The organism is Luteibacter sp. (assembly GCF_051958795.1).
Taxonomy (GTDB): Bacteria; Pseudomonadota; Gammaproteobacteria; order Xanthomonadales; family Rhodanobacteraceae; genus Luteibacter.
On sequence record NZ_JBQCFT010000173.1, the window covers coordinates 1 to 13,783 of the forward strand.

General features: G+C 67.2%; 12 protein-coding genes. 6 read left to right on the forward strand and 6 right to left on the reverse strand.

Features of this window, described 5'->3' with window-relative positions; translation table 11 throughout:
- Positions 1-167 precede the first annotated feature (167 nt).
- Both ACTHLF_RS08985 and ACTHLF_RS08990 read right to left on the reverse strand, forming a co-directional pair.
- Entirely contained in the window at positions 168-575 is a 408-nt protein-coding gene (locus ACTHLF_RS08985) for an HIT domain-containing protein (RefSeq protein ID WP_440326710.1), read from the reverse strand.
- Complete coding sequence (locus ACTHLF_RS08990; protein ID WP_440326712.1) at positions 572-1,243, reverse strand: dienelactone hydrolase family protein; 672 nt, start codon at positions 1,241-1,243, stop codon at positions 572-574. Before ACTHLF_RS08990 ends, ACTHLF_RS08985 begins: the two co-directional genes overlap by 4 nt.
- A gap of 140 nt (positions 1,244-1,383) precedes the next feature.
- On the opposite strand from ACTHLF_RS08990, the gene ACTHLF_RS08995 reads away from it, so the two are divergent.
- The 4 genes from ACTHLF_RS08995 to ACTHLF_RS09010 all read left to right on the forward strand — a co-directional run bounded on the left by ACTHLF_RS08995 (position 1,384) and on the right by ACTHLF_RS09010 (position 4,570).
- Positions 1,384-1,719 carry a DUF4258 domain-containing protein gene (locus ACTHLF_RS08995; protein WP_440326713.1) on the forward strand — a complete coding sequence of 112 codons (336 nt, stop codon included), beginning with the start codon at positions 1,384-1,386 and terminating at the stop codon, positions 1,717-1,719.
- A gap of 10 nt (positions 1,720-1,729) precedes the next feature.
- A complete protein-coding gene (locus tag ACTHLF_RS09000) occupies positions 1,730-2,173 on the forward strand; it encodes a hypothetical protein (protein WP_440326715.1) in 444 nt (147 codons plus the stop codon).
- 235 nt (positions 2,174-2,408) lie between these two features.
- Positions 2,409-3,731 carry a 30S ribosomal protein S12 methylthiotransferase RimO gene (rimO, locus tag ACTHLF_RS09005; RefSeq protein WP_440326717.1) on the forward strand — a complete coding sequence of 441 codons (1,323 nt, stop codon included), beginning with the start codon at positions 2,409-2,411 and terminating at the stop codon, positions 3,729-3,731.
- Positions 3,732-3,736: 5 nt separating this feature from the next.
- A complete protein-coding gene (locus ACTHLF_RS09010) occupies positions 3,737-4,570 on the forward strand; it encodes a DUF3025 domain-containing protein (protein ID WP_440326719.1) in 834 nt (277 codons plus the stop codon).
- Here ACTHLF_RS09010 and ACTHLF_RS09015 read toward each other — a convergent pair.
- Positions 4,535-5,170 carry a response regulator gene (locus ACTHLF_RS09015; protein WP_440326720.1) on the reverse strand — a complete coding sequence of 212 codons (636 nt, stop codon included), beginning with the start codon at positions 5,168-5,170 and terminating at the stop codon, positions 4,535-4,537. The genes ACTHLF_RS09010 and ACTHLF_RS09015 overlap by 36 nt on opposite strands.
- Before the next feature lie 107 nt (positions 5,171-5,277).
- Here ACTHLF_RS09015 and ACTHLF_RS09020 point away from each other — a divergent pair, with 107 nt between their 5' ends.
- A complete protein-coding gene (locus tag ACTHLF_RS09020) occupies positions 5,278-8,817 on the forward strand; it encodes an ATP-binding protein (RefSeq protein ID WP_440326722.1) in 3,540 nt (1,179 codons plus the stop codon).
- A gap of 105 nt (positions 8,818-8,922) precedes the next feature.
- On the opposite strand, the gene greB is transcribed toward ACTHLF_RS09020, so the two are convergent.
- From greB to ACTHLF_RS09035, 3 genes are read right to left on the reverse strand one after another with little or no spacing between them, the layout of a single operon-like run.
- Positions 8,923-9,423: a transcription elongation factor GreB gene (gene greB / locus ACTHLF_RS09025; RefSeq protein WP_440326723.1), complete on the reverse strand. Its 501-nt coding sequence runs from the start codon at positions 9,421-9,423 to the stop codon at positions 8,923-8,925.
- Positions 9,420-10,688, reverse strand: coding sequence for a hypothetical protein (locus ACTHLF_RS09030; protein WP_440326725.1), 1,269 nt, complete (start codon positions 10,686-10,688; stop codon positions 9,420-9,422). The genes greB and ACTHLF_RS09030 overlap by 4 nt, the downstream gene beginning before the upstream one ends.
- Before the next feature lie 2 nt (positions 10,689-10,690).
- Entirely contained in the window at positions 10,691-12,190 is a 1,500-nt protein-coding gene (locus tag ACTHLF_RS09035) for a helicase HerA-like domain-containing protein (protein WP_440326727.1), read from the reverse strand.
- A gap of 132 nt (positions 12,191-12,322) precedes the next feature.
- Between ACTHLF_RS09035 and ACTHLF_RS09040 the strand changes: the two genes are divergently transcribed.
- Positions 12,323-13,783: lytic transglycosylase domain-containing protein (locus ACTHLF_RS09040; RefSeq protein WP_440326728.1), on the forward strand; the 1,461-nt coding region annotated here is incomplete at its 3' end.

The following is a 13,783-nucleotide window of genomic DNA, read 5'->3' on the forward strand; positions in this document are numbered from 1 at the left end:
GGGGGGGGGGTGTGGGGGGGGGGGGCGCCCGGCCCCCCCGGCCCCGCCCCCCCGCCCGCCCGCGGTGGGGCGGCCGGTTGGGGGGGTTGGGGGGGGGGGGGGGGGGGGGGGGGGCGGGGGGCGCCCCCCCCCCCCCCCCCCCCCCCCCCCCCCCCCCCCACCCACAACTACAACGCCAGTGCGTTTCGAATGCGCCCAACCATCGCCTCGATATCCGCATAAGGCTCAGCCTTCCCAGATCCCCAGACGGGCCCCGGCCACGCCGCATCGCCCTCCACCCGCGCCACGACGTGCACGTGCAGCTGCCGCACGATGTTGCCAAGTGCGCCGATATTGAGCTTGTCGCACGCCGCGACCGCATGCAGGGCGGCGCCCGCCTGATCCACTTCGCGCCACAGCGCGGCACGCTCGGCCTCGCCCAGGTCGGCCACTTCGACCAACCCCGCCTGCCGGGGCACCAGCACCAGCCAGGCGAAGCGGCTATCCCGCATCAAAAGTACGCGGCAAAGCGGCAGGTCGCCGACGACCAGGGTGTCGCCGGCGAGCCGTGCATCCAGTTCGAACGCCGCGCTCACGCCAGCTCGCGGGCGAAGAAGGCCAGGGTGCGGTCCCAGGCGAGCGTCGCGCTGGGCTCGTCGTAGCTGGCGCGCGCATCACAGTTGAAGCCGTGGTCGGCCGGGTACACCCAGGTATCCATTTCCGGCTTCAGTTCGCGGTGCTTCTCCACCATCTCCGGCGGGATCGAATGGTCGCGCTCGCCAAAATGGAAGATGACGCTGGCCTTCGCCGGCTCGGTCAGGAAGGGGACGTCGCGCGACCCGTAGTAGCTGGAGGAGGGCAGCCCGAGGCGCAGGGCGGCCAGCATGGCCACCGTGCCACCCCAGCAATAGCCGACCGTACCCACCTTCACCTTGTAGGTATCGGCAAGCCACTTCGCCGCGATGGCCACATCCTGCTGCGGACGGAGCAGGCCCAGCTCGGCGACCATCTTCACGCCCTTGGTCATGCCTTCCTGGTCGTAGCCGGTCTCAACGCCCTTCTCGACGGGATCGAACAGGGCAGGGGCGATGGCCACGTACCCCTCGGCCGCAAAACGATCGGCCACGCTTCGGATATGGGCGTTGACGCCAAAAATCTCCTGGATAACGACGACACCGCCCTTGGGCGCGCCCTCCGGCTCGGCCAGGTAGGCGTCCATGCTTTCGTGCGGGCGGGAGGTGTCGAGGATCAGGGTGCGGCCCATGGGGGAATCTCCGGCAGTGTGGGGAATTCGCCAAGCTTAGCGGTGCAACCGTCCGCTGGGAGCGCTCACGGCCGCGACCCGTTGAACGTCTCTCGTATGTACCTTGTAATCGATTGAGTGACCCGTACATAATACGGGTCATGAGCAACGTCGTGCCCATGCGGCCTCAGCTTCCAAAGACCCTGACGCGCGACGAGGCAGCGGCCCTGGTCCTGGGCATCCTTGATGACGGCGGAAAGATTATCTGGAGCGAGCACGCCGAACAGCGCATGGATGAGCGCGATGTAACGGTGCGACAGGTGATCCAGGTTTTGCGGCGAGGCAACGTTACTGCTGCCCCCGTTTTCACGGTGGACCGTGACTGGAAAATCACCATGGAGGCCATCACAGCAGGCGACAACCTGCGTGTCGTGGTTGCCGTGGATGTCGACCGCATGGGCTTCATGATGCTGGTAGTTACTGTAGTTGTTATCTAGGAGAGGCGAAATGATTCCTTATCGCGGCGCAGGAATTGATGGCATCTACCTGCAAAACGGGTACGAGATCATGACCCTTAAATCCGGCGAAAAGGCCACTTCGATTCACGACATCGAAGGCCTGGACAAGGCAATTGCCAGTGCGCTGGCAGCTCGTTCTGGTGAAATTGACGGCAAGACGTTCCGCTTCCTGCGGAAGTACACCGACATGGGCCAGCGCGCGCTTGGCGAGATCCTCGGCGTGCAGGAGCAGACCGTATCCAAGTGGGAGCGCGGCCAGCTGGAGGTGCCGCGCTATGCGGCGGAATTCGTGCGCGGCCTCGTGCGTGAGATCGTTCTGGGCAATGCCGGACTCATGGCGGCGGTGGAGCGGTATAACCACCTGGACCGCGAGCGTCAGCAGACGGAGTTGAATTTCGTCGAGACCGATGGCGGCTGGCAGCTTGCCGCGTAACTCCCCTTCGATCGACGCGCCTGCCTTCGGTGTCTAACCCGTTATTACGGCGAACGTCCCTTCATCTTTTAGCCTTCCCTCGTATCTCCCTCGACGGGCCATCTGTCGCGTCGGGCCGATAACCCGAGCGGTCAGTGATCTCGCAGTGCGTGAGATCAATGTCTGCACTGCTTCGCCAGCAAGCCACCCGCTCCGGCTATAATGCCCGGTTTCCCACCCCCGGTACCCACGGCATATGTCCCAGGCCGCCCAGTCCCAGAAGATCGGTTTCGTCAGCCTTGGCTGCCCGAAGGCGCTCGTCGATTCCGAACGCATCCTCACCCAGCTCAAGGTCGAGGGCTACGAGATCGTGCCCAGCTATGGCGAGGCCGATGCCGTGGTGGTGAACACCTGCGGCTTTATCGATTCCGCCGTGCAGGAGTCGCTCGATGCGATCGGCGAAGCCCTGCATGAGAACGGCAAGGTCATCGTCACCGGGTGCCTGGGCAAACGCTCGGAGCTGATCCGCGACAGCTACCCTGACGTGCTCGCGATCACCGGCCCGCAGGATTACGCCTCGGTGATGAGCGCGGTGCATTCAGCGCTGCCGCCGGCGCGCAACAAGTTCCTCGACCTGGTGCCGGACACCGGCGTGAAGCTCACGCCGAAGCACTACGCGTACCTCAAGATTTCCGAAGGCTGCAACCACCGTTGCAGCTTCTGCATCATCCCGTCGATGCGCGGCGATCTCGTCAGCCGCCCGGTCGACCAGGTGCTGATGGAAGCCGAGAAGCTGGTGAAGGGTGGCGTGAAGGAACTGCTGGTCATCTCGCAGGACACCAGCGCCTATGGCGTCGACACCCGTTACGCCGAGCGCGAATGGCGTGGGAAGAACTACCGCACGCGCATGACCGAACTGTGCGAGGGCCTGTCGGAACTCGGCGTTTGGACTCGCCTGCACTACGTGTATCCGTACCCGCACGTGGACGAAGTGATGCCGCTGATGGCGGAGGGCAAGCTTCTTCCGTACCTCGATATCCCGTTCCAGCACGCGAGCCCGCGCATCCTCAAGCTGATGAAGCGCCCGGGCAACGTCGACAAGACGCTCGAGCGCATCCAGAACTGGCGCCGCCAGGTGCCGGATCTCACCCTCCGCAGCACCTTCATCGTTGGCTTCCCCGGCGAAACCGATGCCGAGTTCAACGAGCTGCTCGATTTCCTGCGCGAAGCCGAGCTCGATCGCGTGGGCGCGTTCGCCTATTCGCCGGTGGACGGCGCGAAGGCCAATGAGCTGCCGGGCCAGATCGACGAAGAGCTGAAGGAAGACCGCCTCGAGCAGTTCATGGCGGTGCAGGCCGAAATCTCGGCCGCCAAGCTGCAGCGTAAGGTCGGCAAGACGATCAAGGTGCTGGTCGACGAGATCGACGCTGAAGGTGCCTGGGGCCGTTCCAGCGCGGATGCGCCGGAAATCGACGGTGCCGTGCGTATCGATGACGGCCAGCTGCTGAAGCCGGGCCAGTTCGTCGACGTCGTGGTCGAAGAAGCCGACGCCCACGATCTCTACGGTCGCCTGGCCTAAGCCCCATGCGCCACGTGGCACCCACGCGTGAGGCGTTCGATCGCCGCGTGCTGGCGGTGCCACCGCTGGCGCACTGGCAGGCCTACGAACCGCTGATCGCGGCGCAGGCCTGGCCGGTCACGGACGAGCTCAACGCACTCCTGCCCGCCGGCTCCAGCCAGCATTTCGTCACCCAGGACAAGGCGCTCCTGGATGATGGGCTGCACTACGAAGAGCGCATCGCGCGCGGTGCCGTCGCCACGCGCCCCGGGAACTGGCACGATCTGTTCAACGCACTCGTGTGGCTGCGCTACCCGGCGTTGAAGCGCGCGCTCAATGCGCGCCAGGTGGAAGAGATCGCACGCATGGGCCCGCGCGAGCGGTCACGCCCGCAGTGCGCGCTCACGCATTTCGACGAAGCCGGCATCATCGTCACGCTGCGTGATCCACGCATGCTCGCCGCGTGGGACAGGCACGACTGGCACGCGTTGTTCTGGACGCATCGCGAAGCATGGGTGCGCGGCGACGCGCGCGTGGAGATCTTCGGGCATGCGCTGCTGGAGCATGCGCTGACGCCGGACAAGTTGCTCGTCGGCAAGGCGCTGGTGGTGATGGGCGGAGGTGATGCAGTCGAGGCCTGCACGCGCGCCATCGCGGGCGGTGGCATCCTCAACGATCCGCAGGAACTTCGGCCGCTACCGGTGTCGGGCGTGCCGGGCTGGCACGCAGGGACCGCGGATGAGGCTTTCTACACGACGGCGCCGTGCTTCCAGCCGATCAGGGCGGGGCGGCTCTACCCAGCCGCCCTTGGCGCCTTGCCGGGCTCAGACGAGCCCGTGATCGCGGACGTAATCGCCTAGCAGGCTATCGTGGTCCACGCCGAGCTTGCGCATGGCATCGCGCTTCTGCCGGCTGATGGTCTTGACCGACTTGCCTTCGCGGTCGGCGATCTGCTGCAGCGACTGGCCGTTGACGAAGGCCTTGATGACTTCCTTCTCGCGCGGCGAGAGCTCGGCGCCCGGCATCGCGACCGAGGTATCGTCCGCCTCGTTGAGGATGTCCAGCAGGGTTTCGCTGAGGTAGGTCTCGCCCTCGTACACGGCCTTGGCCGCGACGGCGAGTTCATCCATGGGGGCGCGCTTGTCGACGATGCCGCGGGCACCGCGGGTGAGCATCGACTGCAGCGCGGCCGGCCGGTTGACCATGGTCAGCACGATGACCCCGAGGGTCGGGTGCTTCTTGCTGATGGTGTCGAGCAGGGCGAAGCCGTCGTCTTCGCGATCGCTCGGCATGAGAAAATCCGTAATGACGACATCGCACGGGCGTTCCGCCAGCATCTCGAGCAGCTCGTCGGCCGCCTTGGCTTTGCCGACGACCTCGACGTGCGCATTCTCCAGCGCCAGAGCCCCGCCGACGAGTACCAGCGGGTGGTCGTCTGCCAGAATGACTTTAAGTGGCATGTGTCTGTTTCTCCTTACGTACTAGCGACGCCGTGTGGTTGGCACGATTATGCCCACGATGGCCCTCACGACGAAGCCCGCCTGTGACCCGATATCTGCTTCCGTTAATGCTACTCGTGCTGTCAGCCGTGGCCTACGCGGCCCCGGATGTGCCTCTTAGCAAGGAGGATGCCGAGTGGCTCCGCCACCACCCGGTCCTGACCGTGGGGGCGTACCGGGAGGGCTACCCGCCGTTCGAGGAGCTCCAGGGCGGCCAGCTGGAGGGCCTGGGGCCCGATTACCTGCACGAAGTGGCCGGCGAGCTGGGCGTGACCCTGCAGACCCGTGTGTTCGATACCTGGCCGCAGCTGCTCGCCGCACTCGCCCGGGGTGAGATCGACGTGGCGACCAGCGTGACCCCGCTGGAACTCGGCATGCCGGGGATCCGGGTAGGGGCCACCTACTTTGAATCCTTGCCCGCGCTGGTCCAGCGCAACGATGCGCCGGTGATCCACCGGACCAGTGAGTTGGCGGGCAAGCGGCTCGCCGTGCACGCGGGCTATTTCGACATGGCCGCGCTGCGCCGCGAGCTGCCGGATACGACCCTGGTCGAGGTCGGCTCCACCGCGGAAGCGCTCCAGCGGGTGCGCATGGGCGAAGTCACCGCCTACATCGACAACCCGTACTCCGCACGCGAATTCGTCTCGCGGCTCGGCATGGAGCATGAGCTGCATATCGGCGAGCCGCTGGCCCTGCCGATCAGCGCGCTGGCGTTTGCCGTGCCCAGTACGGAGGCGCCCCTGGGCCGCGCGATCGACCATGCCCTGGCCGACCTGACCGCCGCCGACCACGGGCGTCTGCGCGCGCCCTGGGTGGGCCGGGATATCGCCCCGCGCCCCCGCCAGTTCGCGATCCCGCTCAGCGAGCGCGAGAAGGCGTGGTTGCACGACCTCCCGCCGCTCCGGCTGGGCGTCGACCCGAGCTACGCCCCCTTCAGCCTGATCACCGGCCAGGGCCAGGCCGAGGGCCTCGCGCTCGATTACGTCCGCGAGATCGCCGCCGAGCTCGGCCTGCGCCTCGTCCAGGTCCCGAGCGAGAACTGGGCAGGGACCGTCGCCAGCGTGAAGCGCGGCGAGGTCGACCTTGTCGCCGCGATCAATCCGCAGAGCGCCACCTGGCCCTATCTCGAGCCCAGCACGTCCTACCTGGACTTCCCGATCATGATCGTCACCCGCGAGGGCGCGCCCGTGATCGCGGGGCGCGATGACCTCGTCGGAAAGCAGGTGCTCGGCAACACGACGCGCGAACCCATCCGCCGCCTGCTGGCGCGCATCCCCGGCGTGACGGTGGTACCGGTAGGCACCGAAGAAGAAGGCCTCCGGCGCCTGGCAGCGGGCGAGGGCGATGCCTTCGTCGGCAACCTGGCGTCCGTCGATTACCTGATCCGCGAACACTTCCTGGGCCAGGTGAAGGTCGCCGCGCCCACCGGCGACAGCGAGGCCATTTCCATCGGCGTGCGCCGTGACCTGGCGCCATTGCTGCCGCTGATCAACCGCGTGCTGGTGAACCTGCCGACGCATCGCCAGCAGGAGATCCGCAATACCTGGTTCGCCTCGCACTATGTCGTCGGCCCGACCTGGCGCGAGGTTGCGAGCCGCATCCTTCCGTTCGTCGCGGTGCTGCTCGCTTCGCTCATCGCGATCAGCTATGCCTACCTCAACCTGCGCCGGGAAACCCGCCGGCGCGAACGAACGGAGCGGCGCCTCGCCGAGGTGACCGCACACGTCCCGGCCGTCGTGTATGAAGCCGTGCGCGATACGGAAGGCCGCTACAGCATGGCGTACGTGGGCGGCGATCCGCAGACGTTGCTTGGCATGGAACCAGGCGAACTGCTCGCGGGCGGCGATGGCCTGCTTGCGCCGGTGGCCCCGGAAGATCGCGATACGCTGCACGAAGCGTTCGAGCGCTCCGCGCGCGAGACCTCGCCGCTGCATGTCACGGTACGCGCGCAGGTGGGCGAGCGCGTGCGCTACCTCAGTTCGGACGCGGTGCCTTTGGCGGCGGCCGACGGCAACGTGCGCTGGAACGGCTACTGGGTGGACGTGACCGCGCAGGAGCTTGCGTCGCGCGGCATGGCGAAAGCGCGCGACGAAGCCGAAGCCGCGACCCGCGCGAAGAGCGACTTCCTCGCCACGATCAGCCACGAGATCCGCACGCCGATGAACGGTGTGATCGGCCTGCTCGACGTGCTCGAACGCACGCCGCTGGACGGCGAACAACGGCGGATGGTGGCGACGATCGAGCATTCCGCCGAGGCGCTCCTGCACATCCTCGATGACGTGCTCGATTTCTCGAAGATCGAAGCCGGCCATCTCGCCCTGGACCCACGGCCTGCCGATCCGCGCGCGCTCGTCGAAGACGCGGTGGCGATCATGGCGGCGCAGGCGGAGGCGAAAGGACTGGCGATCGAGGTGGACATCGATGCCGCGCTGGCCCAGGCCGTCGTCGTCGATGACGGCCGCCTGCGCCAGGTGCTGCTGAACCTGGTCGGCAACGCCATCAAGTTCACGGCCGCGGGTCACGTGATCGTGGCGGTGCACGTCGACCAGGAACACGGCGGCCGCCAGCGGATCCGCTTCGTCGTCAGCGACACGGGCATCGGCATCCACGCGGCCAAATTACGCCATGTGTTCGCGCCCTTCAGCCAGGCCGAGTCATCGACCACGCGCCGCTTCGGTGGCACCGGGCTCGGCCTCAGCATCTCGCGCCGGCTGATCGAGCGCATGGGTGGGCATATCGTCATCCATAGCGAGCCGGGCAAGGGCACGATCGTGACCGCGACCGTGGAACTGCCGATCGCGGATCCGCTCAGCGTAGCGGCTGCCGCGACAGCGTCCCCGGCGCAGGGCGCGCCGTCTTCCGTGGGTACGGCGCGCATCCTCGTGGCTGAAGACCATCCCGTGAACCAGCAACTGGTCCGCGCGCAGCTGGCGATGCATGGCCTCGCCTGCGACATGGTCGATGACGGCGAGGCCGCACTGGAAGCGCTGGCCGCTGACGACTACGACCTGCTGCTGGTGGACTGCCACATGCCGAAGGTGGACGGTTATGAGGTCGCGCGCGAAGTCCGCCGGCGCGAGCAGGGTACGGACCGTCACCTGCCGATCGTCGCGATGACCGCCGATGCCCGGGCCGACCAGCGCGAACGTTGCCTGGCCGCTGGCATGGACGACCTGTTGCGCAAGCCCATCCGGCTCGCGGCGTTCCACGAGGCGGTATCGCGCTGGCTCGGGGCAGCGGTGGGAACACCGGCCGCGCCGCAGGAGCCGGCCGCACCGGCACCGCTGATCGACATGGCGCGCATGCGTCGCGCGTTCGGCTCCGACGAAAACGTGGCGACGGTGATCCAGGCCGGCGTGGCGGCGACCCGCGACGCGCTGGCCCGGTTCGACGAAGTGATCGCCGGTGGCGATCCCGATGCCGTGGCCGGATGGATCCACCACGTGCTGGGCGGCGTCAACGTGTTCGGAGAGTCGGCGGTCGCGAGCGAGGGCGAAGCGCTGGAGCTCGGATTGCGCGAAGGTGTACCACTCGATGCAGATGCGGTTCGCCGCTTTGCTGCCAACGTCGAGACGTTTACCGAACAGCTCGAAGCACACACCCGGTAGGAGCGCGCTGTGGGAGCGGGCTTGCACGCGATGGGTGCTCGCGGGATGGCGGCCTATCGCGAGCACCCATCGCGCGCAAGCGCGCTCCCACAAAAAAGACGGGGGTTACGTGTATTCGACGGAAATCACCGCGAAGCGTGTCGGCCCGCCGGGCAGCACCGCTTCGAACTCGTCATCCACGCGCTTCTTGAGCACTGCACGCGCCAGCGGCGAGTCGATGCTGATCCAGCCCTGCTTCGCATCGGTCTCGTCGGGTCCGACGATGCGGTAACGCACCGTTTCGCCGCTCTCGACGTTCTCCAGCTCGATGATCGCACCGAAGAACACCGCATCCGCCTGCGATGGCGTCGCCTCGACCACCTTCAATACGGGGATGCGCTTGCTCAGGTAGCGCACGCGGCGGTCGATCTCGCCGAGCTGCTTCTTGCGATAGGTGTATTCCGCGTTCTCCGAGCGGTCGCCTTCGGCCGCGGCGGCGGCGAGGGCTTTCACCACCTCGGGCCGGACCGTGTGCCACAGATGATCGAGTTCGGTCTTCAGCCGTTCGAATCCATCGCGCGTGATGATCGCGGTGGAGGACGGGGAGGGTGGGCGCCAGCGGCTCACGAAGTCACCGGGCGGGAGGGGTCAAGCATGTCGAGCAAATCCATGAGGTCCTGGGAAACGGGGTGGCCGGGATACGCGTGCAGCAGTGACCGCGCGAGCGCGGCGGCCTGCTCGCGCTGCTCCTGCTGGAAGTGCATCTGCACCGCGAGCAACCCATAGTGCGGTGCGCCGGCATCGCCGGGCCACAGGCGCAGGTAGCCCAGGGCCAGCTGCAGCGCGAGGCGTTGCATGCCACCCTGCGCAGCCGTATCCGCCAGCGGGCCACACGTGTTCGGTGCGTCGGGGACGAAGGCCGGGTCGATGCCGACGCAATCCTGCACGACACCGAGCGCGCGCCGCGTTTCGCCGCCGGCCACGAGCGCCGCGATCCAGATCTGCCCATGCACCAGCAACTCCGGCATGCGCTCCTGCGCGCGCAGCAGCTGCCGATATCGGGTGTGCAGCGGCGCGGGTGCCAGCCCTTCGCGCAGCCGCTCGGTGAGGATGTCGGTGGCGCCAGGAACATCGTCGCGCGCGATCTCGTTCACGTGGGCGAGCAGGGCGCTGTCATCGTCCTCGCGGGTGGCCTCGACCAGCGCTTCGCTTTCCGGCCGGTAACCCAGCCGTTCGTGGTGGCGATGGATCAGCGCGCCCATCAGGTGGAAGGTGTAGATCGCGAAGTAGTTCGCCATCAGGTAATAGATGGCCGTGGCGAGGAACGAGGGACCATGCTGCTGCATGGCGTACTGGGCTGACGCCTGCGCGACGCCGGCGACGAGGCACACGCCGAACAGCTTGAAGTAATCGCCGCCAAGGCGGCCGATCACGGCGAACCAGGTCAGCGGATTGAGCGCCGTGCCCGCGCCATCGAAGGTAAGCGACATGGTGACGACGGGGAGGACAAAGGCCATGGCGACCGCGAGTGGGAGCTGCAGCCCGGGCTTCTCCAGCAGCCACGGCACCAGGAACACCAGCGCATTGCCGGCCATCTGGATCAGGATCAGCGCCTTCGTCGCATCGCCCTCCGAGTGCATGGCCATCTCGGGCGGTGCTTCGAAGCCGTCGGCGGTATGGCGCAGGCACGCGAAGGCATAGCGATAGAGCGCGATCCACCCCACGGTGACCACGAGCAGCCGCAGCATGAACATGGGAATGAACGCGAGCAGGTCGAGCGCGGTGACCCCAAGGATCGTCACGATGGCCGAGCCCCGCGTCGGGTAGCCGAGCCCGGCGACGATGCGGCGGGAGAACGGCAGCGACGCGTCGGCCAGCGCAACCCGCGGCATGCTCAGCGCTTCCCGCCGAAGATGCTGCCGAGGATGCCGCGCACGATCTGCTGGCCGGCGCGCGAGCCCGCGGTCCGCACCATCGACTTGGCCATGGTTTCGAGCATGCCCTGGCGGCGCTTGGTGCCGAATACCGCATCGCGCACGGCACCGCCCCAGCCGTTGCCTTCATCCTCGCCCTTGCCCGCCTGCTTCACCGGCGGTGCATCGTCGCTGTTCTTCGCCGTGGCGCGCGCGGCGAGCATCTCTTCCGCGGATTCGCGGTTCACCGCGTTGTCGTATTTCGCGCCCACGGGCGAGCGCGAACGAATCGTCGCGCGCTCGTCGGGCGTGATGGCGCCAATGCGGCAGCACGGCGTGGCCACCAGCACCTTCTGCACGGGCGAAGGTACGCCGCCGTCGCCAAGCGTGGACGCCAGCGCTTCGCCCGTGCCGAGCGTACCGATGGTCTCCACCACGTCGAGCTTCGGGTTCTTCGCGAAGGTTTCCGCGGCGGCCTTCACTGCCTTCTGGTCGCGCGGCGTATACGCACGCAGCGCGTGCTGCACGCGGTTGCCCAGCTGGCCGAGGATCTCGCCCGGCACGTCGTCCGGGTTCTGCGAGCAGAAATACACGCCGACACCCTTGGAACGGATGAGCCGCACCACCTGCTCGACGCGCTGGCGCAGCGCGGGCGGCGCATCGTCGAACAGCAGGTGCGCCTCGTCGAAGAAGAACGCCATCTTCGGCACATCGAGGTCGCCGACTTCCGGCAACTGCTCGAACAGTTCCGAGAGCAGCCACAGCAGGAACGTGGAATACAGCCGCGGCTTCAGGATCAGCGTATCGGCGGCAAGCACGTTGATGACGCCGCGGCCGCTCATGTCCTGGCGCATCAGGTCGGTGAGTTCGAGCGCGGGTTCGCCGAAGAAGTGGTCGGCGCCATCCTGTTCCAGCTTCAGCAGCGCGCGCTGGATCGCGGCGACGCTCTGCGCGCTGATCAGGCCGTACTTCGCCGAGATGTCCTTCGCATGTTCCGCGGCGAAGCCCAGCATCGAACGCAGGTCGCCCAGGTCCAGGAGCAGCAGGCCCTCGTCGTCGGCGACCCGGAACACCACCTCGAGCACGCCTTCCTGCGTGTCGTTGAGTTCCAGGATGCGCGAGAGGAGGGTGGGGCCCATCTCGGAGACGGTGGCGCGCACCGGGTGGCCGAGCTTGCCGTAAATGTCCCAGAACACCACGGGGTTGGCCTGTGGAGCCCAGGTCGAGAGGCCCAGCTTCGCGAGGCGCTCCTTGAGTTTGTCCGAAGGCGCCCCGGCCGGCTGGGAAAGCCCCGCGAGGTCACCCTTCGCATCGGCGAGGAAGCAGGGCACGCCCAGGCGGGAAAAGCCCTCGGCCAGGAGCATGAGGGTCACCGACTTACCGGTACCCGTCGCGCCGGCGATCATGCCATGGCGGTTGCCGTAGCGCGGGTCCAGTTCCACGGCGGTGGTGTCGTTGCGGCCAATCAGGATGCCTGGCATGTCCGTTCCTTAAGAATGTCCTGAACAAGTCTACGCAAGGATGCGCCGCTACGGAGAATTTTCGGCGCGGCGGCTTGAGTCACGTAGGGTTACGGCGTAACGTTGCCGGCATTGCCTGACCTGGTCCCTTGCATGTCGCTGCACGCTCGTTACGCCCTTCTCCTGCTCCCCCTGGCGATCCTCGCGGGTTGCGCTTCCGGCGGTTCGCCCCGCCCCGGCAAGCCCGGCAAGGCGACACCGGAAGTGAATGCGTTGTACGACCGGATGAACCAGGCAAGCAAGGGGTACGAGGCCGCGATCGACCAGGCCCGCCGTGGCGATACCCAGCAGGCGGCGACGACCCGCAAGCAGGCGCTGGACCAGCTGAAGGATGCCTCGGCCCGTTGTGGCCTTACCCCGGGTTGCGATCCCCAGCGTTTCGCTGCCGTGTTCGACCGCCTGCTGCGCCTGAAGGACGGCAGCTTCATCGAGGGCGAGGACGCCGACGACACCGAGCAGGCCGCGGAAGTGGGTGCCCAGCCGGGCGACGCCGCCGGTTCGGTCGTGGTCGGCGCGCTGCCGGAAGCCCAGCGCAGCGTTACGCTGCTCAAGGGGCAGAAGTTCTCCGACATGATGGTGATGAACGGTCCGGTGAAGGCCGCGCTGGAAATGTGGCTCACCCAGCTGCGCCCGAACCTGATGGATGCGTACGTCAACTACCAGATGATGCGCTACAAGATGTGGCCGGCTTACCAGAAGGGCGACCTGCCGGAAGCGCTGCTGTTCGGCATCATGGCCAAGGAATCCGGCGGCAAGGTCCACGCGGTATCGCGCTCGGGCGCGTCCGGCCCGTTGCAGTTCATGTACGCGACTGGCCTGCGTTTCGGCCTTTCCAGCGATGGCGGTTTCGACCAGCGCTTCGACCCGACCCTGGCCGCGCAGGCAAATGCCGAGTACATCAACGAGCAGCTTGGCGCGTTCAACAACAACCTCGAGATGACGCTCGCCGCTTATAACGGGGGCGAGGGCCGCATGCGCCGTATCGCGGCCGCCAGCCCGGGCGCGGGCTTCTACGACCCTTCCATCTACGGGCAGATGTCCGCGGAAACGCGCGACTACGTGCCCATGGTGCTGGCGGCCGCGTGGCTGTTCCTGCACCCGGATAGCTACCACCTGAAATGGCCGAAGGTCGATGGCGTGCCCGGCCAGATCACCCTGACCCGGCCGGCCTCGCTGACCGAACTCACCGTCTGCCTGGGCTCGGCCGACGACATGCCCGAGGGCTGGTTCCGCACGCTGCGCAACCTCAACCCGCGCCTGGATCCACAGATGAGCCAGCCCGCCGGTACCCGGCTCGACGTGCCGAAGCAGCTCGAGAAGGCTTACATCGCCAGCTGCGCCGATGGCCCGTGGCCCATCCTGGCCAGTGACCTGCACAACGCAGTAAAGATCATCGCGCCGCCCGCACCCGCAGCCACTTCGGCCGCGCTGGCCAGCGGTGGCGCGAACGGCCCCAATGGCCCGGGCCCGCAGTACCAGTACGGCAGCGGCTCGTCAGCGAAATCGTCGGGCGGGGCGAAGAGCTATACGGTGCGCAAGGGCGACACGCTCGTC